General features: G+C 57.3%; 15 protein-coding genes and 1 tRNA gene. 7 read left to right on the top strand and 9 right to left on the bottom strand.

The genetic code is table 11. The annotated features are described in order from the left end of the window. Positions 1–94: 94 nt before the first annotated feature. The gene (locus tag H0484_RS09685; RefSeq protein WP_226954367.1) at positions 95–2,293 is read left to right on the top strand and encodes a sulfatase-like hydrolase/transferase; all 2,199 of its coding nucleotides are present in this window, start codon (positions 95–97) and stop codon (positions 2,291–2,293) included. Between the two features lie 4 nt (positions 2,294–2,297). On the opposite strand, the gene H0484_RS09690 is transcribed toward H0484_RS09685, so the two are convergent. Both H0484_RS09690 and H0484_RS09695 read right to left on the bottom strand, forming a co-directional pair. Then, on the bottom strand, positions 2,298–2,852 hold the full coding sequence (locus H0484_RS09690) for a DUF934 domain-containing protein (RefSeq protein WP_226954368.1): 555 nt from the start codon (positions 2,850–2,852) through the stop codon (positions 2,298–2,300). Then, positions 2,845–4,578 carry a nitrite/sulfite reductase gene (locus H0484_RS09695; RefSeq protein ID WP_226954451.1) on the bottom strand — a complete coding sequence of 578 codons (1,734 nt, stop codon included), beginning with the start codon at positions 4,576–4,578 and terminating at the stop codon, positions 2,845–2,847. Before H0484_RS09695 ends, H0484_RS09690 begins: the two co-directional genes overlap by 8 nt. Positions 4,579–4,913: 335 nt before the next feature. Between H0484_RS09695 and H0484_RS09700 the strand changes: the two genes are divergently transcribed. The 6 genes from H0484_RS09700 to H0484_RS09725 are packed head-to-tail and all read left to right on the top strand — an operon-like array spanning position 4,914 to position 10,658. Further along, positions 4,914–5,936 (top strand): sulfate ABC transporter substrate-binding protein, encoded by a 1,023-nt coding sequence (locus H0484_RS09700; RefSeq protein ID WP_226954369.1) that lies wholly within the window; start codon positions 4,914–4,916, stop codon positions 5,934–5,936. Positions 5,937–5,957: 21 nt separating this feature from the next. Further along, on the top strand, positions 5,958–6,830 hold the full coding sequence (cysT, locus tag H0484_RS09705) for a sulfate ABC transporter permease subunit CysT (protein ID WP_226954370.1): 873 nt from the start codon (positions 5,958–5,960) through the stop codon (positions 6,828–6,830). Next, positions 6,830–7,690 carry a sulfate ABC transporter permease subunit CysW gene (gene cysW / locus H0484_RS09710; protein WP_226954371.1) on the top strand — a complete coding sequence of 287 codons (861 nt, stop codon included), beginning with the start codon at positions 6,830–6,832 and terminating at the stop codon, positions 7,688–7,690. The genes cysT and cysW overlap by 1 nt, the downstream gene beginning before the upstream one ends. A gap of 34 nt (positions 7,691–7,724) precedes the next feature. Continuing rightward, positions 7,725–8,453, top strand: coding sequence for a phosphoadenylyl-sulfate reductase (locus H0484_RS09715; RefSeq protein WP_226954372.1), 729 nt, complete (start codon positions 7,725–7,727; stop codon positions 8,451–8,453). Beyond that, positions 8,446–9,354, top strand: coding sequence for a sulfate adenylyltransferase subunit CysD (gene cysD, locus H0484_RS09720; protein ID WP_226954373.1), 909 nt, complete (start codon positions 8,446–8,448; stop codon positions 9,352–9,354). Before H0484_RS09715 ends, cysD begins: the two co-directional genes overlap by 8 nt. Further along, a complete protein-coding gene (locus H0484_RS09725) occupies positions 9,354–10,658 on the top strand; it encodes a sulfate adenylyltransferase subunit 1 (protein WP_226954374.1) in 1,305 nt (434 codons plus the stop codon). Before cysD ends, H0484_RS09725 begins: the two co-directional genes overlap by 1 nt. A 14-nt stretch (positions 10,659–10,672) precedes the next feature. On the opposite strand, the gene H0484_RS09730 is transcribed toward H0484_RS09725, so the two are convergent. From H0484_RS09730 to fdnG, 7 genes are all read right to left on the bottom strand, one after another. Continuing rightward, a tRNA-Sec gene (locus H0484_RS09730) sits at positions 10,673–10,768 on the bottom strand. A 53-nt stretch (positions 10,769–10,821) separates the two neighbouring features. Next, positions 10,822–12,726 (bottom strand): selenocysteine-specific translation elongation factor, encoded by a 1,905-nt coding sequence (selB, locus tag H0484_RS09735; RefSeq protein WP_226954375.1) that lies wholly within the window; start codon positions 12,724–12,726, stop codon positions 10,822–10,824. Further along, the gene (gene selA / locus H0484_RS09740) at positions 12,723–14,099 is read right to left on the bottom strand and encodes an L-seryl-tRNA(Sec) selenium transferase (protein ID WP_226954376.1); all 1,377 of its coding nucleotides are present in this window, start codon (positions 14,097–14,099) and stop codon (positions 12,723–12,725) included. Before selA ends, selB begins: the two co-directional genes overlap by 4 nt. Further along, positions 14,099–15,010, bottom strand: coding sequence for a formate dehydrogenase accessory protein FdhE (fdhE, locus tag H0484_RS09745; protein WP_226954377.1), 912 nt, complete (start codon positions 15,008–15,010; stop codon positions 14,099–14,101). The genes selA and fdhE overlap by 1 nt, the downstream gene beginning before the upstream one ends. Positions 15,011–15,019: 9 nt before the next feature. After that, positions 15,020–15,703: a formate dehydrogenase subunit gamma gene (locus H0484_RS09750; RefSeq protein ID WP_226954378.1), complete on the bottom strand. Its 684-nt coding sequence runs from the start codon at positions 15,701–15,703 to the stop codon at positions 15,020–15,022. Then, entirely contained in the window at positions 15,700–16,581 is an 882-nt protein-coding gene (gene fdxH, locus H0484_RS09755) for a formate dehydrogenase subunit beta (protein ID WP_226954452.1), read from the bottom strand. The genes H0484_RS09750 and fdxH overlap by 4 nt, the downstream gene beginning before the upstream one ends. Before the next feature lie 98 nt (positions 16,582–16,679). Then, a complete protein-coding gene (gene fdnG, locus H0484_RS09760; RefSeq protein ID WP_255644767.1) occupies positions 16,680–19,760 on the bottom strand; it encodes a formate dehydrogenase-N subunit alpha in 3,081 nt (1,026 codons plus the stop codon). Positions 19,761–19,841: the final 81 nt, after the last annotated feature.

Here is a 19,841-nt window from a genome sequence, read left to right on the forward strand (position 1 = left end):
CGGGGCTTATCTATTTATTGAAACGCTCATTTGACATCCGGTGGCTCAGGGTGGGGCTTTTAGCAAAGCCATAACAATTAATCTGGAGACAACTATGGATGCTCATCCCTTGCGCGCGGCAGCCGCTTTGTTAGCGTCAGCCTGGCTATTGGCGGCTTGCGGTGGGTCAAGTGATTCCAGTGATGTCGATCCCGTCCCTCCACCCGTCGCCTCTACGCCCAATATCCTGGTGTTCATCATGGACGACGTGGGCATAGACCAAATGACGTCGTTCGGCTATGGGGGGCAGACTCCACCCCAGCTACCCAATATCGACACCATAGCCGATGGCGGCATACGGTTTCGCAACACCTGGGCCATGCCCGAATGCTCGCCCAGTCGCGCAGCCTTGTTCGTAGGGCGTTACCCTGTTCGAACCAATATCAATCAAGCCATAGGTCCCAACGATTCGGCCCTTTCGCAAGTCTCGCCCTTCGAGGTTACGGCCCCCAAGCTGCTTAAGGCAGCAGGTTACGAAAGCGCCATGTTCGGCAAGTTTCATTTGGCCGGGCCGCATCACAATCAAGCGGGGGTAACGACGCCCAGCGTGTTGGGCTGGGACTACTTCTATGGTTGGGTCGATGGCGTGCCAGGCTCCATTGACACAACGGCTGGCGGTGTGGCCGAAGGCAACACGCGGTATTCCTGTGGCTTTGTCCCCAATGCCAAAGCTGCGGGTGGCGCAGACACCGGTGCCTGCTATTACGCCGACAACTCTTGCGTCCCTATGCAAGGCAAAGGGCTGCAAAGCGATGCCCCAGGTTTGCAGTGTCTAGAGTCAGGTGGCATATTTGTCCCCAAAAATAATTGCGGCGATGCTCACCCGCCACTGAACTTTAAGCGCGAGAACGCGCATTATGTCTCGCCACTGGTCATTATCGATAACGGCAAGCTCGAGGAGGTCCCTCTCGATGATTCCCGCGGTCGCGGATACCGCACGCGCATCGAGGCCAATGCGGCCATAGACTGGATCAAAGCGCGCACTGACTCAGCCGCGCCCTGGATGGCCACAGTTAGTTTCAGTGCCGCGCACACGCCCATCCAGCCCCCTCCGCACGATTTGGTGCCGGGTGGAACCGGCTTGGCCGATCTGGCAAGCTGCGAAGACTTCGGCCAGATGCGCGTGTTACAGAACCGCATGACCGAAGCGCTTGACAGCGAAATAGGCCGCATTCTGATTGAAACCGGTATTGCCAAGCGTGGCGCAGATGGCGCCTTGGCCTATGATCCCAAAGCCTCCAATACCATGGTGGTCATCATCGGTGATAACGGCACCTTTGGTTTTGCCGTCAAAGAGCCTTTCAATCCGCAGCGGGCCAAGGGTACGGCCTATCAGACCGGCGTATGGGTCCCGCTTATTGTTGCCGGCCCGCAGGTCGAGCAACCCAATCGGGATGTCGGTCATATGGTCAATGTGGTCGACTTGTTCCAGCTGTTCGGGGAAGTGGCCGGCATTGATGTACACCAAGCCGTACCCCGTCCAGTTGATGCCGCGCCCATGTTGGCCTACCTTGAGAACCCCAGGCAAGACAGCGTGCGCAGCCTCAACTTTGCTATCTCGGGTTTCAATATCCAAGACAATGGCGGCCAGAACGGCCCTTGTGTCATGGATACCGCCTGCACGCAAATACCCATGAGCAAAAGCGTGTGCGAAGACAATCAGGGTGTTTGGTGGGGCGAAGGCTACGATGAAGACTCGGTCATAGACAACGGCGGTAAAGGGTACAAAAACTGCTGCGCGGTGAATCAAGCCTTGGCCGGCAAGGGCTTTGATCAGCTTAATATTTTCCCCGAGCGTTCTGTGGCGGTTCGTGACGCTACCCTTAAGTTGGTGCGCAACACCACGCAGTCATACGATGCCACCAACAAAAGTTGCGGCTACACCGAAAGCGACGAGCTTTATTTGGTCAATGAAGAGGCACCTAAGCCTTTGCTCGATAACCCCGAGGAAAACCTGTTGGGGAAGGGTGGAAACCTTGAGCCCGCCATGCAAAAACGCTACGAGGCGCTGGTGGCAAGCATGGAAAGCATATTGGCTTCCGACCCTGCTTGCCCGGGCGATGGCAATCGTGATGGTGTCGTCAACGAAGAGGATATGGCCAACTGGCGCCGGATTGCCCAAGAATGGGGGCAATCCAGCGTTTACGATATGTTCATCGATGGGCAGGTTGATGGCTTAACCAATGCGCTTGATGCCCAAATCATCCAGCAAAATATGGGCAAGACCTGCCCTAAGGCCTATGCCCAGTACTAAGGCTTCAGGCGGCGGGCGCCAAGCTCGCCACCTGGGCCGAGTGTCGATACGACTTTTGATAAGCCAAGGTAAAGGTGGCAAGCGCGGCCAAGGCGGCCTGGGGGTTATGCCCAGGCTTAACCAGAAAGCTGTCGAAGCCGCAGCGTGCCAGATAGTGCATGGTGTCTATCATCACATCACCCACAGCGCGTAGCTCTCCTGTCCAGCCATATTGCTGACGCAATAATTGTGCCAACGAGTACCCGCGCCCATCGGTATAGGCGGGAAAATCCACGGCAATCAAACTGACATGCGCCTGCAGGTCGGACAAGCTGCTGTGCTCAAAGAGAGACTCCAGCTCGGTGTGGGGCTCGACCAGCAGTGCTACGGGATGGCGGCGCTGCTTCCAGTCATCGAGCGGGTGTGCCACCCACACCGATACAGGCACCAGCCAGCCAGCCTCATCGTCAGGGGTGGCGTGCGTGTCGGGCTCTGGTTCAAAGCGTCGCAAGTCATTTTCGACCAGCTTGCCTTCAATGATGAGGTGCGGGGTGGGGGGTAGAACAATAGGTTCAGACATGGGCGGCTTCCTTGGGAGTGCTGTTGCTGAGGGCCGAATCGGCATAGACGCGCTCTTTGAAAGGGCCTATGCCCAAGCGCTCGACGACGTCGATAAACCGCTCGTGCTCGCTGTCGCGCATATCCAGGTAGGCTTGGACGAGGTGTTCGACAACCACAGGGACTTGATCTCGTGCAAAAGAGGGGCCGATGATTTTGCCTATGGCTGCGCCCGTGCTTTTATCGGCTTCCAGAGCGGAGACATTCTTTTGTGCGCCGCTTTGACGCCCACCCAAGGTAATTTGGTACCACTCTTCGCCGGCCTTATCCACGCCCAGAATGCCGATATGGCCGACGTGGTGGTGCCCGCAAGAGTTGATGCAGCCCGAGATGTTCAGATCCAGTTCGCCGATATCGTGCAGATAGTCTAGATCGTCGAAACGTTCTTGAATGGCCGCTGCGACAGGGATGGAGACTGCGTTGGCCAAGGCACAGAAGTCGCCGCCGGGGCAGGCAATGATATTGGTCAGCAAACCTATGTTGGCGGTGGCCAGATTCAGTGCTTTAAGGCGTTGCCACAAGGCGTACAAATGATCGCGGCGTACATCGGCAAGAATAAGGTTTTGCTCATGGGAAACGCGTAACTCGCCAAAGCCGAACTCTTCTGCAAGGTCGGCAACAGCGTCCATTTGCTCGGCGGTGATGTCACCTGGGGGCACACCCGTGGCCTTGAGCGAAACCGTGACGGCGGCGTAACCCGGCACCTTATGGGCGTGGACATTACGCTTGAGCCAATGGCGATAGCCGGACTCGGCCTTATCGTCGGAACCGTCGTTCAGATCGGCAGGCAAGCTTTCGTACTTGGGCCAGGTAAAGCGGGCAGCGATGGCGTCCAGTTCTTCTTGGCGTATGGTGTCGGGGCCGCCGCGCAGGGTTTGCCACAAGGCCTCGACTTCCGCCGCAAAAACGTGGGGCTTGAGGTCTTTGACGAGTATCTTGATGCGCGCCTTGTATTTGTTGTCGCGTCGACCATGCAGGTTGTAGACACGCAAGGCGGCTTGCAGATAGGTAAGAAGGTCGTACCAAGCAACGAAAGGCTTGATCAGATGACCCACCATGGGGGTGCGCCCCAGCCCACCGCCTATCCAAACGCGGAAACCGACCTCGCCGTTTTGTTCGACAGCCTGCAGACCGATGTCGTTGACACCTGCTGCGGCACGGTCGGTATGGGCACCGCTGACAGCAATCTTGAACTTGCGTGGCAAGAAGGCAAACTCGGGGTGGAAGGTAGACCATTGGCGAATGATTTCGCACCATACCAAGGGGTTCACCAATTCGTCGGGCGCAATGCCGGCGAAGTGGTCAGTGGTGGTATTGCGTATGCAGTTGCCACTGGTTTGAATGGCGTGCATTTGTACTGTTGCAAGCTTGGCCAGAATGTCGGGTACGTTGGGCAGGGCAGGCCAATTGAATTGGATGTTCTGGCGCGTGGAAAAGTGAGCATAGCCACGGTCCCAACGTCGAGCAATCTCAGCCAAGGCGCGCAATTGCGTGCTGCTGAGCATGCCATAAGGAATCGCGACGCGCAGCATGGGGGCGTGGCGTTGAATATACAGACCGTTCTGCAAGCGCAGGACTCGGAACTCGTCTTCGGTCAGTTCGCCTGCCAAGAAGCGGCGTGTCTGGTCGGAGAACTGAGCGACGCGCTGTTCCACCAGATTCTGGTCGACTTCATCGTAGATGTACATGGTGCTCCAAAGCATGAACCGAGCAGCTGAGTGCCGGCTATGAAATAAGTAATAGTGCTAAGCGGGCACGAAAAAGTGCAGTTTCCGCAATTGGGAAAATTGTAGGCGGGTTTAAAGCAGTTTCAGTGCTTACCTTATGGCGGCCAGGCATAAGAGCGTAAACAAGGAATGGGGGGATTTGCTCGCAAAGCCTTTATACATGCGGGTTTCGATGGATGGTGCTGTTGTTTAATGAGTAAAAGGCATAAGCAACGAAAAAACGATTCGTTCTTTTGATGCACCTGGCTGGGTCAAGATGGCGCTTCTTTGCGCAGCTGGCTCTCCAGGAGGCCATCATGAAATTCCGTCGTATCGCTAGATCCTTACACATACTTGCTACCGCCGTCGCGCTAGCGCTGCCCGTTGTTAGCCAGGCGCAGCAGCCGGTGACGCTGCTCAATGTGTCCTACGATCCGACGCGAGAGCTATACCGTGAAATTGATGCTGGCTTTATAGAGCATTACAAGCAGCAAGCCAAGCAAGACATCGTGATTCGCCCCTCGCATGGTGGCTCTGGTCGTCAAGCGCGCTCAGTGATCGATGGGCTCAACGCCGACGTGGTGACCCTGGCCCTGGCTTCTGACATCGATGCCATAGCGGATGCTGGCTTGTTGCCTCAAGACTGGCAAAAGCGTTTGCCCAACAATAGCTCGCCTTACACCTCCACCATTGTGTTCTTGGTGCGTAAAGGCAATCCCAAGCAACTCAAGGATTGGGATGATTTGGCGCAAGAGGGCGTACAAGTGATTACGCCCAACCCCAAAACCTCGGGTGGCGCACGCTGGAACTACTTGGCCGCTTGGGCTTTCGAACTGGCCCGCACCAACGGAGATCAGGCCAAGGCACAAGATTTCGTCAAACGCCTTTACAAGAACGTGCCTGTGCTTGACACCGGCGCGCGCGGCTCGACCACGACTTTCGTTGAGCGCGGAATGGGTGACGTGCTGCTGGCATGGGAAAACGAAGCTTTCTTGGCACTGAATGAGTTGGGGCCGGACAAATTCGATATTGTGGTGCCTTCGCTGTCCATTCTGGCCGAGCCGCCGGTGGCGCTTGTCGATAAGGCGGTTGATCGCAAAAATACTCGTGCGCAGGCACAAGCCTACTTGGAGTGGTTGTACACGCCGGAAGCGCAAGAGATCATTGCCAAAAACTATTACCGGCCCAGTGATCCCGCCGTTGCAGCCAAATATCGCGATAAGTTCCCTGAGGTTAAGTTGGTCACCATAGACGAGGTGTTCGGTGGCTGGCGCAAGGCGCAGAAAGAACACTTTGCAGATGGCGGCACCTTCGACCAGATCTATCAGCCGAGCCGCTGAGCGCTGTAGGTGACATCCATCATGAGCGCTAGTGTTGCCGCTGTTGCTTTGCCCGCGCGAAATCTTTCGCGTGGGGCATTGCCCGGCTTCGGCTTAAGCATGGGTTATGCCGTGCTGTATTTAAGCCTGTTGGTTTTGATTCCTCTTTCGGCCTTGCCGCTGAAAGCCGCCGGCCTGGGGTGGAGCGGGTTCTGGGAGGTTGTGACTGAGCCGCGCGTGGTGGCTTCGTATCGCTTGTCGTTTACCACTGCGTTCATTGCAGCGGCAGTCAATGTGGTTTTCGGCGCCATAGTCGCATGGATACTGGTGCGCTATCCCTTTCCCGGTAGACGCGTGGTAGACGCGCTGGTAGACCTGCCTTTTGCCCTCCCTACTGCGGTGGCCGGTATCGTGCTGACATCCTTGTACGCGCCCAAGGGTTGGTTAGGCGCGCCGTTGGAGCAATGGTTTGGTTTGAAGGTGGCCTATACACCGCTGGGTATTTGCCTGGCGCTGATTTTTATAGGCTTGCCCTTTGTCGTACGCACGGTTCAACCGATTCTGACCGACCTCGATCGCGAGCTGGAAGAGGCGGCTGCGGTGCTGGGTGCGGGTCGATGGGTAACGTTCAGGCAGGTAATACTGCCTGCCATAACCCCGGCTTTGCTTACGGGCTTTGCCATGGCCTTCGCGCGTTCAATTGGCGAGTACGGATCCGTTGTGTTTATTGCCGGCAATATGCCCATGTTCTCTGAAATCACGCCTTTGCTGATTATCTCCAAGCTGGAGCAATATGATTACGCCGGTGCTGCCGCCATCGCTACCGTAATGCTGAGCGCCTCGTTTGTGCTGTTGCTGCTGATCAATGGCTTGCAGTGGTGGCAGGGTCGTCGCGGCCAGGCAAGGGGGCACTGATGGGCGCGGTGGCTATCAATGTGGGGATGCCCATTCAGGCTGAGGCATTACCGGCGCACCTGACCGAATCCTCTTGGGTGCGGGGCTTGCTGTTGGTGCTGGGCTTGGGGTTCCTGACGCTATTCCTATTCCTGCCGCTTGCTGCCGTATTCATAGAGGCCTTCCGCCGAGGGGCGCACGTATATTGGCAATCTATTACCGACCCCGATGCGTGGTCCGCCATCAAGCTGACCCTGATGGTGGCGGCCATCAGCCTGCCGCTGAACCTGATCTTTGGGCTGGCCGCCGCGTGGGCGATTACGCGTTTTCAGTTTCGCGGAAAACAGCTGCTGGTCACGCTGATCGACTTGCCATTCACTATATCGCCGGTGGTTGCGGGTTTGATCTTCATCTTGTTGTTTGGCCGGCATGGCTGGTTTGGCACTACCTTGCAAGAGTGGGACATACGCATTGTTTACGCTGTGCCCGGTATTGTGCTTGCCACGCTATTTGTCACTTTCCCTTTTATTGCACGTGCGCTGATCCCCTTGATGCAGTCGCAGGGGCAAGATGAAGAGCAGGTGGCGCTGACGCTGGGTGCCGGTGGTTGGACTATTTTTCGGCGCGTGACATTGCCCAATATTAAATGGGCGCTGCTCTACGGCGCCATTCTGGCCAATGCGCGGGCCTTGGGCGAATTCGGTGCGGTTTCGGTGGTGTCCGGGCAGATACGCGGCCTGACCAACACCATGACTTTGCACGTCGAGATTCTCTACAACGAGTATATGTTTGCATCAGCGTTCGCGGTTGCATCGCTATTGGCATTGCTGGCCTTAGTGACTTTAGTGCTGAAAAGCTTGGTGGAATGGCGCATGCGCTAGCCCGGCCAAGTGCTTTTTTAAGAAAGGTTTAACGATGAGTGAATTTCCGGAGACCCGCTGGCAAGCCTTGCAAGACTCGCTTGCATCGGTTGCCCAAGAGTTTCCAAATGCGGTGGTGGCATCGTCATTGGCGGCTGAAGACATGGTATTGACCCACGCCTTGTCCGAACTGGGTTTTCCGCTGGCCATGCTTACCCTGGATACCGGCATGCTGCCGGCGCCAACCTTGGCGCTGTTGGAAACCGTGCGTCAGCATTATGGCTGTGCCATCGAAGTGTGGCGGCCTGAAGAGCAGGCCTTGCAGCACTACGTTGCAGAACATGGCGCGTATGCCTTCTACGAAAGCGTCGCATTGCGCAAGAGCTGTTGTCAGATTCGCAAAGTAGAGCCTCTGCGCCGCGCTTTGCAAGGCCGCGGTGCCTGGGTTACGGGCCAAAGACGAGGGCAGGGGGTGACTCGCGAAGATCTTCCCTTATCAGAGTTTGATACGGCTTTCGGCCTGCAAAAATTCAATCCCCTGGCCGAATGGAGCCACGACGAGGTCTGGCAGCTCATTCGTCACTTTGAAATTCCCTACAACACATTGCACGACCAAGGCTATCCCTCCATAGGTTGCGATCCTTGTACCCGTGCGGTAAAGCCTGGAGAAGACCTGCGTGCCGGCAGATGGTGGTGGGAAAGCTCCGACTCAAAAGAGTGCGGGTTGCATGGGGCCAACCTGCAAAGAAACACTGTAGAACAGGAAACACAGAATCATGGTTAATGTGCAAGCAAGAAGTCATTTGGATTGGCTGGAAGCCGAAGCCATCTATATCCTGCGAGAAGTAGCCGCTGAATGCGAACGCCCGGTGTTGCTGTTTTCGGGCGGCAAGGATTCTTGCGTGCTGTTGCGTCTGGCCGAAAAAGCTTTTCGTCCGCAAGCCTTCCCCTTCCCTTTGATGCATATCGACACGGGACACAACTTTGCCGAGGTCATTGAGTTTCGCGATGAACGTGCTCAGCAACTGGGTGAGCGCCTTATCGTGCGCAGTGTCGAAGACTCCATCGCACGCGGTTCGGTCGTGTTGCGGCGTGAAACAGACTCGCGCAATGCGGCGCAGGCCGTCACGCTGCTCGAAGCCATTGAAGAGTTCCGTTTCGATGCGTGCATAGGCGGAGCACGTCGCGATGAAGAGAAAGCCCGTGCCAAAGAACGCATTTTCTCCTTCCGTGATGAGTTCGGCCAATGGGACCCTAAGGCGCAGCGCCCCGAGTTATGGAATTTGTACAACACCAAGGTGCACCCGGGTGAGAACATGCGAGTGTTCCCCATCTCGAACTGGACCGAATTGGATGTCTGGCAGTACATCGAGCGTGAGCAAATCGCCTTGCCCTCCATCTATTTCGCGCATGAGCGCGAGGTGGTGCCGCGCAATGGTCTGCTGGTGCCGGTGACGCCGTTGACGCTTCCTCAGGAAGGTGAAACAGTGGAAACGCGCTCCGTGCGTTTCCGTACCGTGGGTGATATTTCCTGCACCTGCCCGGTAGCCTCCACCGCCACCACGGTGGATCAGATCGTGGCAGAAACCGTTATCAGCACGGTGACAGAGCGCGGCGCAACCCGCATGGATGATCAAACGTCGGAAGCTTCGATGGAGCGCCGCAAGAAAGAAGGGTATTTCTGATGAACGCCATCAATGAATCCTGGCAGCGAGAGTCTGCCACGCAAGTTCTCCGATTCATCACTGCCGGTTCGGTAGATGACGGTAAATCCACCCTGATAGGTAGGTTGCTGTTTGACAGCAAAGGTGTCTACGTCGATCAGCTGCGCGCCTTGGAAACCAGCAAGTATCGTCGCACGCAGGACGAAGCCCCCAACTTGGCATTGCTGACGGACGGCCTGGAAGCTGAGCGCGAGCAAGGCATCACCATTGACGTAGCGTATCGCTACTTTGCTACGCCACGGCGCAAGTTCATCGTTGCTGATGCCCCTGGGCACGAGCAATACACGCGCAATATGGTAACTGGCGCAACCACAGCCGACGCAGCCATTATTTTGGTGGACGCTGCCAAGGTGCCAGACGGTGAACTCTTGGTGCAAACGCGCCGGCATAGCACCATTGCCCAGCTTCTGGGCGTGCGTCACATCGTGCTGGCGGTTAACAAGCTGGATCTCTTGAACTGGGACGAGGCGGTATTCCAACGTATTGTGCAGTCTTATCAGACACTGGCTGACCGTATCGGCATACGTGAATTCCAGGCAATACCGATTTCTGCCCTGAATGGCGACAACATCGTCAATGCTTCGGCACATACGCCCTGGTATCAGGGCCCCGCGCTGCTGACGCATCTGGAGTCGCTGTCGGGCACGCAGGACCTCAGCCAAGCGCCTTTGCGCTTTACTGTGCAGTGGGTGGCGCGTCATAACGGCCATCAAACAGATGCCTTGCGCGGCTATGCCGGTCAGTTGGTCAGCGGCACCTTAAAAGTGGGCGACGAGGTGCAAGTGCAGCCTTCCGGTGAAACGGCGCGTGTGCAAACGCTGCTGACCAGCGAAGGCCCCTTGGATTTCGCCGTGGCAGGGCAGCCGGTAACCGTAGTGCTTGATCGTGAAGTGGATGTCTCTCGCGGCAACTGGCTGACTCATACTGTGCAAACACCCCAAGTGGGTAATCAGTTCGAGGCCGAGCTATGCTGGCTGGACACACGCCCGGCCAGCTTGGCGCGGCGCTATCTGATCAAGCATGGCACGCAACTGAGTTCAGCCAAGATTCAACAGGTGCATACCCGGCGCGATTTGCAGCGTCTGGAAGAAACCCCTGTACAGGACGGCACCTTGGCGGTGAATGACATTGGCCGCGTTACCATCAAAACACGTGATGCCTTGGCTTTTGACGATTATCGTCAGCTGCCGGCGACTGGCGCTTTTATCTTGATAGACGAAGCGACGCACCAGACAGTGGCTGGCGGGATGATACGGCTGAGTTAAAACGTTGCAAGGAATGGCGGAAGGACATGGGAGTTGAACCCACCCAGGACAGGCTCGCTGCCCTAACCGGATTTGAAGTCCGGCCGCCCCACCGGGGACGACGTCCTCCCTTTAAGAGAGAAACCGCTTGCGGTGATGATAGCATCGCAAGCGCTAAAGTAAACTAATCTCCAAACAAATCAGTCCGATGTGGATTGAGACGGCGCATATCCCCTTTGCGCAAAGTCAGGCCCAGGCGATCAAAGAAATCCATGATTTCGATGGCGACTTTGCGGCCGTTATTGACGCGATCTCGGAAGGCTGGGGCGCTGAACCAGCCGTCTTCGCTTTGCGCTGCCAGGTCGCGGATGATCTCCACCATTTCGCGGGTCACTTCGCGAGCAAAGAAGTGATCGTTGGCGATCTGGTCGGTGCGGCCCAGCTTCTGTGTCAGGCGCAGCAGCTTGCGCACGTCTCGCTCGTCAGCATCAAAAGCCTTGGCAAAGTCACGCACTCGTGGGGGTCTGAAGCGGCCTTCACCCAACAGTTGAGGCTGTATGCGTTCGAACAGCGCTTCTTCTTCGACTGACAGGCGTACCTCGTGACCGGGGAGGCGCACAAAAGCACCGTCAAGTACTACGCGGCGGGCTTCCGATTCCGCGTTAAGAAACACAAGGAAGGCTTCTTTGGGCAGGCGTGGCGAAAGTAGCAAACGCAGTTTCTCGCGCCCGATACCTGACAGGTCTGGGTTCTCTGCGTGAAAGGTTTCCAGTTGCTCGTGCAAGCACTGGCGTAATGCATCAAGTTTTTCTTGAGACAAGGCAATGTGGCCGATGAGACTGACATCGGCTTGTGCCACGACAGAAGATAAGGCGGATGGTGCGAGCGCGCGGTCTCTGATAAAAGCTGGCGCATCGACAGGCGCCAATCGGGCGAGTGCAGCTAAGGCCTGATGAGGGGGCGTCAGGCTTAAGGCTGCCAGTGCGGCCAAACGCTCGGGCGTCCCACGCTTGCGCTGAGGCGCGCGCAAATCCAGGAATCTGCCGCCGCCTATGGTTCGACTGGCAGAGGTGTCGCGAAGCACGAATCGGTCGCCGAAGGCAGCGGCGATGGGACGTTCAAGCACTAATTGAACCAAGCCTGTTGTGCCGGGTGCAATGGCGGTTTGCAAGGGTACCAGTCGTACACCGGTTTCCACAGCATGACTATGTAGTCGCGCGGGGAACCAGATGTTCACTGCCTTGGGCTCGCTGGCCAAAAGCGTGAACTCGGCATCGATACGATCTGTGGGGGCATGAAGACTTGCATCGAGAATCATGTCACCACGGTGAACGGCGTCTTTGGTGATGCCGTCACCGACCAGATTCAGGGCGCAACGCTGACCCGCCAAGCCAAGGCTTGCCTTACGGTTTTGTGCATGAATGCCGCGTACACGAGCATGTAAACCACTGGGGCTGACCACAATGTGGTCGTCAATCGATACTTGCCCTGCCAGCACAATACCCGTTACCACAGTACCCACGCCCGGCAGCGTAAAGCTGCGGTCTACGGCAAAACGCAGCGGACCTGTAACGTGGCGGGCAGCGGTATCGGCTTCGCACTTCAGCAGCGCGCACCGCAGGGTGTCTATCCCTTCACCTGTATGCGAGGAAACCGGGATAATCGGAGTCGAGCTTAGAGAGGTGCTTGCCAGTGTTGTCTGGATTTGAGCTGCCACCTCGGCGCGACGCTCGGGAGTCGCCAGATCCGCTTTGGTCATGGCGACGATGGCGCGTGAAATGCCAAGCTGCTCGATGATGGCCAGGTGTTCGAGCGTCTGGGGCATGATGCCGTCATCAGCCGCCACGACAAGCAGCGCCACGTCTATGCTACCGGCGCCCGCCACCATGGTGTGAATCAGGCGCTCGTGCCCAGGGACGTCGACAAACCCCATGATGTTGCCCGAACCTAAGTCGGCGTAGGCAAAGCCCAGCTCTATGGTGATGCCGCGCGTCTTTTCTTCGTCCAGCCTGTCGCCGTCTACACCTGTAAGGGCTTTGACCAGGGCGGTTTTACCATGGTCTATGTGGCCTGCCGTACCGACGATCATAGTGGCTTGAGTGCGTCCGTCAGGGCCTGGTCTTCGCCTAGGCAACGCAAGTCGAGTATGAGGCCACCGTCGCGGATGTGACCTATGACAGGAGTGGGCAAAGCGCGAAGGCGGCTTGCCAGTTGCTGCGGCGCGTCGCCGCTCTGGCCTGTGATTTTGAAGCCGGCGCTGGGCAGGGTGTCGACGGGCAAGGCACCTGAACCAATCTGGCTTTCACAATCGGTAAGGCTAACGTTGAATCCATGTGGGGTCAGCAGCGCCTGCATAGAGGCCAGCAGCCTGGCCGCCTGAGCGTGTATGTCTGCCTGGGTGCGCGCCAGCATGCGAAGCGTGGGTAGGCGTTGAGCCAGACGATCTGGGTCTTGATACAAGCGCAAGGTGGCCTCAAGTGCACTGATACGAATTTTGTCTAGACGGACTGCGCGTTTGAGAGGATTCTTGTTGATGGCTGCAATAAGGTCGCGACGCCCTACGATGAAGCCGGCTTGTGGGCCGCCCAGTAACTTATCGCCAGAAAAAGTGATCAGGTCTGCGCCTTCGGCGACGGCTTCCGATACTGTGGGCTCACGGCGCATGCCATAGGCAGACAAGTCAACGAGCGAGCCTGAGCCCAAATCATTGAGCAAGGGAATACCGGCTTTGCGTGCTAACTGAGAAAGCCTAGGGGCATCGACCTCGGCGGTGAAGCCCTCGATGCGATAGTTTGAGGTGTGCACTTTCAGGATAAGCCCGGTTTGGGGCGTGATGGCGTTTTCGTAATCCTGAAAATGGGTACGGTTGGTGGTGCCGACTTCGACAAGTTGGGCGCCTGCCCTGGCCATGATGTCGGGCATGCGAAAGGCGCCGCCGATTTCTATGAGTTCGCCGCGTGAGACGATGGCTTCGCGCCCTTGGCCCAGCGTGTTTAGCGCAATCAGCACCGCTGCAGCGTTGTTGTTGACCAGGGTAGCGTCTTCGGCGCCTGTCAGCTCACAAAGCAGCCCCCGAAGGTGGTCGTCGCGCTGGCCTCGTGTGCCGTCGTCCAGATCGAACTCCAGGGCTAAAGGGTTACCCATGGCGGCGGTAGCGGCCTTGATGGCCTCATCTGCCAAAATGGCACGCCCAAGGTTGGTATGCAAAACCGTACCGGTAAGGTTAAGTACGGGGCGCAACTTAGAGCGCGATGCCAGAGCAAGGGCCTCGGCCAAACGTTGTGGCAGTTGTGCCGCAAGGGCATGGCCGTCTGCCCCGGCGTGTATGGCCTTACGCATGGCCTCAAGCTGTTGGCGCAGCCTGGCCAGCACACTGGCACGGCCATGCTGCGCTACCAAGGCCTGGCCAGCCCGGGACTGCAGGAACTGATCTGCCGAGGGCAGGGCACGAAAGCCTTGCATCAATACCCCGTAAGAAATGGGTTGAATCCATGCCGGCGTACACCGGTGTCTTTCATCAGGATATCCAGCCCCAGGGTGCCGACATCGTCGGCGATGGCCTCAAGGCTGGCGTTCTTGACAACATGCAGGATTTTCACCCAACTATTGCACTCACTGCAAACCTCGGCTTTTACTGTGGCTTCGTGAGTATCGACAGAGCGGTAGCTGATGCCTTTGGTAGAGCCGCAGCAAAGACATTTGACTCGCACTTCGTTCCATTGCGTCGCGCAGCAGCCGCAAGTCGCGTAGCGCACGTTCTCTATGCCTTGGGTGCCCATGATGGACGAAGTAGCCGGGCGTCCTCCGCACGAGGGGCATACCCCGGTGCTGATGCGGGTTAGCAAGGAAACATCAAGCGTGGCAGCCAACCTGGCTACATGCAGTTGTACCGCAGCAGCCACGAACAGGTGAGGCGCCACGCCGTCGTCGGGAATGGTGTCAGACAAGATATTGCTGAGCAGCCATCGCACGTCCTCGGGCTCGGCTTGACGCACGGCAGTCAGGGCGAGTTGAGCAGGTTCGGGCATGGCAAGATTGGCCGCCTGCTCGCAGAACACAGCCAGAGTTTCCTGCAATTGCGGGTCGTCGGCCAATGCCATGCGGTCTATGGGAGGCATGGCATTGGCCTGCGCTGCCTTTTGCCGCTCAGCCGAAACAGGTGCGACAGGTGGCAGCATGACGCACAGGCGGGCCTGCAGTGAGCAGATATCGGCCAGCAGTTTCAGGTAAGGCGCCAGCCTGCTGGTTTGTGCCAGAAAGGCGAAGCGGCGTGCCCTGACCTGAAAAACCTGCAGAGGCTCAGGCAGAAAAGCCAGCGGCGCCTCGGGGACGCCGCCGATGAGGGACGGATCAGGTTGAATAGGAATGTTCATGCTTGCATTCTAGTGCTGCCCACGCCGCTCGGCTAGCTCACGCAGCCATTTACGGTGATGGCGATAGGCCCAGCCACCTGTGACTGTACCGCGTGTCATGGCGCGCAAGGTGCCGCGTGTCCAGATGGCTGCGTATACATGCAGCACGAACACAAGGAACATAAGGACAGCAGCCAGCGCGTGAACCGCTAAAGCAATACGACGCACGGGAATAGACACCAGATTGGGGAAGTAACGTTCCCACATCATGATGCCGGAGACCAGCAAGACGACGATGAGCGCCGTCATGGCCCAGAACATCGCTTTTTGCCCCGCGTTGTATTTGCCAAGCTCGGGCAGGTTTTCTTCCTTGCCTTTGATCACGTCACCGATCTTTCCCAGCCAGGTGCAGTCTTCCTGCCGGGGCAGGTTCAGGCGCCACATCTGTAAAAACAGAATAAGAAAGCTGAGAAACATCACCACGCCCATGATCGGGTGCAGCCAGCGTACGACCTGGCCGCCCCCGAACAGACTGCTTAAGCCATATAGAGAAGGATGGAAGAGGGCAAAGCCGGAGAGCAATAACCCTATCATGCACAAGGCTGTGAGCCAGTGATTCGCCCGGGTGAGGCCGCGATAACGGCTGACCACCACGGGCTGAACGGACTCGATCTTGTCGCCGCTTGCGGAATAGATGCGTTTCTTATCCATCATGGCTCCTTGATATCCGAGAGGTCGACGTGCTCGACCAAACGCTTGGCTTCGACTTCGTCGTGTTCCGTGACCTTATTGGCACGAGCTATAACGCCATGAAGCACAGCGCCGGCAGCGGCGATACCCATGGCAGCCAAACCAATAGTCTTGGCTTCGCCCTTCCAGCCCTGCACCACCGAGGAGATCTTGGGATCTTCCGGTAGCCCCGCATACAGTGAGGGCTTGTCGGCGTGGTGCAGCACGTACATGACATGCGTGCCGCCCACCCCTTGAGGGTCGTACAGACCAGCGTTGTCGTAGCCCCGAGACTTCAGATCTTCTATGCGCTCTTCTGCATGGGCGATCATGTCGTCTTTGGTGCCGAAGACGATGGCTTGGGTGGGGCAAGCCTTGGCACAGGCTGGCCCCTGGCCTACCGCCACACGATCGGAACAAAGCGTGCACTTTTTGCTTTTGTTCGTGATCTTGGAAACACGCGGCACGTCGAAAGGGCATCCGGCAATGCAATAGCCACAGCCTATGCAGTTCTCGGAGATGAAATCGACGATGCCGTTGGAGTATTTCACGATGGCGCCAGGAGCTGGGCAGGCCTTAAGGCAGCCAGGATCCTCGCAGTGCATACAGCCATCTTTGCGGATCAGCCATTCGAGATCGTTGGTTTCAGGGTTCTCGTATTCAGTGAACCGCATCAGGGTGAACATCTCGGGGGTGAGGTCGTGGGGGTTCTCGTAGACCCCCACGTTCTCCTCGATGTCCGGCGAAGTGTCGTTCCATTCTATGCAGGCTGTTTGGCAAGCCTTGCAGCCTATGCACTTGGAAACGTCGATCAGCTTGGCGACCTGGGTCAACTGGCGGGTAGGCGCCGGGATGTTGGGCATCGCCGACGCTAGCACCACGTCGCTGGGTAACAGGTTAGAGGCCAAGGGCTGAACCGGCGGGTTGGCTGCCGCCGTGGTGGGTTGGGGTGCGTGGTCGCTCATGCTTGGCCCTCCGGAGCAAGTTCAATATTGACGAGGTAGGCCTTGAATTCCGGCGTCTCGATATTGGCGTCGCCGACGAACGGCCCCAAGGTATTGGGGCCGAACCCCTTGCGGGCTGCGCCCTTGAAACCCCAGTGCAGCGGAATACCTACGACGTGCACGGTTTTACCATCGCACATAAGCGGTTGTATGCGCTTGGTGACCACCGCCTTCGCCCACACCTGGCCGCGCTTACTCCAGACACGGACTCTGTCGCCCTTGGTGATGCCGCGCTCGGCTGCGAGTTCTTCGCTGATTTCGACGAAGAACTCCGGCTGATTGACGGAGTTCACACGGTTGTGCTTTGTCCAGTAGTGGAAGTGCTCGGTCAGGCGATAAGACGTTGCGACGAATGGGAATTCCGAACGATCGCCCAATTGCGCGACGTCGCCCTCGAACATGCGAGCAACGGGGTTGCCACGCATCTTAGGATTGAGCGGGTTGTCGATAGGACTTTCGAAAGGCTCCATATGAGTGGGGAAGGGGCCGTCGCGCATCAGCTTGCGGCTGAAGAAGCGGCTGGTACCTTCGGGATTCATGATGAACGGACCCACTTCGCGAGGTTTGGCGTTGACAGCGATATCCGGAATATCCGGACCCACCCACTTTTCGCCATTCCATTCAATGAGCACTCGTTTGGAGTCCCATGGCTTGCCGTCCAGGTCGCAAGACGCACGGTTGTACAGCACCCGTCGGTTTGCCGGCCAGGCAAACGACCAGTTTTGATAGACCCCCATACCTGACGGGTCGCTGTTGTCGCGTTTAGCCATGATATTGCCGGCCTCGGTAAAGCAGCCGGTGTAGATCCAGCAGCCGCTGGCTGTGGTGCCGTCGTCTCGGAGCTGGCCGAAGCTGGAGAGTTGCTTGCCTTTCTCGACTAGAACCTTGGAAGGGTCCGCTGGGTCGTATAGCGTTTCGAGCGCACGCCCATTGAGTTCTTTGGCGAGTTCGGCCGCTGTAGGTTCATGAGCCTCTTTGTAGTCCCAGCTAAGGTTCATGATGGGCTCAAGCGCTTTGCCGCCTTCCTTCTCGTACAGTTCCCGTACGCGCAAATAGATGTTGGACATGATCCAGACATCGGTTTGCGCTTCGCCTGGAGGCGTAACCCCTGCCCAGTGCCATTGCAGCCAGCGACCGGAGTTGACCGTAGCGCCTTCGTCTTCGGCGAAACAGGTCGTTGGCAGTTCGATGACTTCGGTCTGGATGGAAGCGGTGTCTACATCGTTGTAGATGCCGTGGTTCTCCCAGAAAGAGGCGGTTTCGGTCGAGAGCGGGTCCATGACAACCAACAGCTTGAGCTTGGAGAACGCTTCCGTCATCTTGCCCCGGTTGGGGAAAGCAAGCAGAGGGTTGAAGCCCTGGCAGAAGTAAAGATTGACTTCGCCTTTGGCCATCATGTCGAACATGCGCAAGCCGTCGTACTGCGGAATATCGAGCTTGGGCAGCCAGTCGTAGCCCCAACCGTTGTCGGCGGTAGCTTTGTCGCCCCATAGAGTCTTGAGGAGGCTGACGAAGAACTTGTTGTAGTTCTGCCAGTAGCTCATTTGATTGGGACGTAAAGGCTTGTTGCCACGCGACGATATGTAGGTGGCGTAATCAGGCTCCTTCTCGGTTGGCATCGCCAGATAACCTGGCATGAGATTGGACATAAGACCTACGTCCGTCAGGCCCTGGATGTTGGAGTGGCCGCGCAGCGCGTTCATGCCGCCGCCAGGCACGCCGATGTTGCCCAGCAACAGCTGCAGCATGGCCATGCCACGGATGTTCTGCGAGCCTTTGGAGTGCTGCGTCCAGCCAAGCGCGTACATGGAGGTCATGGTTTTGGTGGGCGACGAGCACTCTCCGATCATTTCGCAGATTTTCAGGAAGCGATCTTTTGGTGTGCCGCAGATGTTCTCCACGAACTCGGGTGTGTAGAGCTCGACGTGCTTTTTCAGCAGCTGCCAGACAGTACGCGGGTTCTGCAAGGTTTCGTCGGTAAGCACATAACCGTCTTCACCAAACTGGTATTCCCAGCTGGTTTGGTCGTAGGCGCGCTTTTCTTCGTCGTAGCCCGTGAACATGCCGTCTTGCCAGCCGAAATCTTCGCGCACGAGATAAGAGACATTGGTGTAGTTGCGGACATAGTCCCACTGCACTTTGTCGTTCTCTATGCACCAGCGGATTACGCCCATAAGAAAGGCGATATCCGAGCCGGGACGGATAGGAGCGTAGTAATCGGCAACGCTGGCCGAGCGGTTGAAGCGTGGATCGACCACGATAAGCTTCGCGCCGCGATGGTGCTTGGCCTCGGTCACCCATTTGAAGCCGCAAGGATGCGCTTCAGCGGCGTTTCCGCCCATGATGATGACGAGGTCGGTATTCTTGATGTCGGTCCAGGAGTTTGTCATTGCTCCACGGCCAAATGTCGGGCCCAAACTGGACACCGTAGGGCCGTGTCAGACGCGTGCCTGGTTATCGAATCCAACCATGCCCAGCGAGCGGACTACTTTCCATGTCGCCCAGGCAGTTTCGTTAGTGGTGGCCGATGCAGCCAGGAAGCCGGCTGTCGTCCAGCGGTTTACAGTCAGACCATTGGCGTTTTTTTCGATAAGGTTGGCATCGCGGTCATCTTTGATGGCGCGAGCGATCTTGTCCAGGGCTTCATCCCAAGAAATTTCCTGGAATTTATCGCTGCCCGCAGCGCGAAAACGCGGCTTGGTGAGGCGGGTTTCGGCTTTGACGTAGTCTTTAAGGGCTGAGCCCTTGGGACAGAGCGTGCCACGGTTGGTGGGGTGATCGGCGTCGCCTTCTATGTGCAGCAGTTCGGCTTTTTCGCCGGCGGCCAAATCACCTTTGGAATACATGATGATTCCACAGGCTACCGAGCAATAAGTACAGATATTGCGGGTTTCGGTGGTGGTCGCTAATTTGAACGGCCGTACGTGGGCTGCCTCGGCGGCTTCTGCATCGCTAAAGCCCATGGCCCCTAGCGATGTTGCCGCAATACTCGCGCCGGCTAGCTTTAAAAAGCCGCGGCGCGAAATGGACATGTTCATGAGTGAACTCCCTTCGCGGTAATGGATGCTGATAAAAACTTTATTTCAGTAGGGTGATTATAAGACTGCCGTAAACAATTT

This window comes from Mesopusillimonas faecipullorum (genome assembly GCF_020539505.1).
Classification (GTDB): Bacteria; Pseudomonadota; Gammaproteobacteria; order Burkholderiales; family Burkholderiaceae_B; genus Mesopusillimonas; species Mesopusillimonas faecipullorum.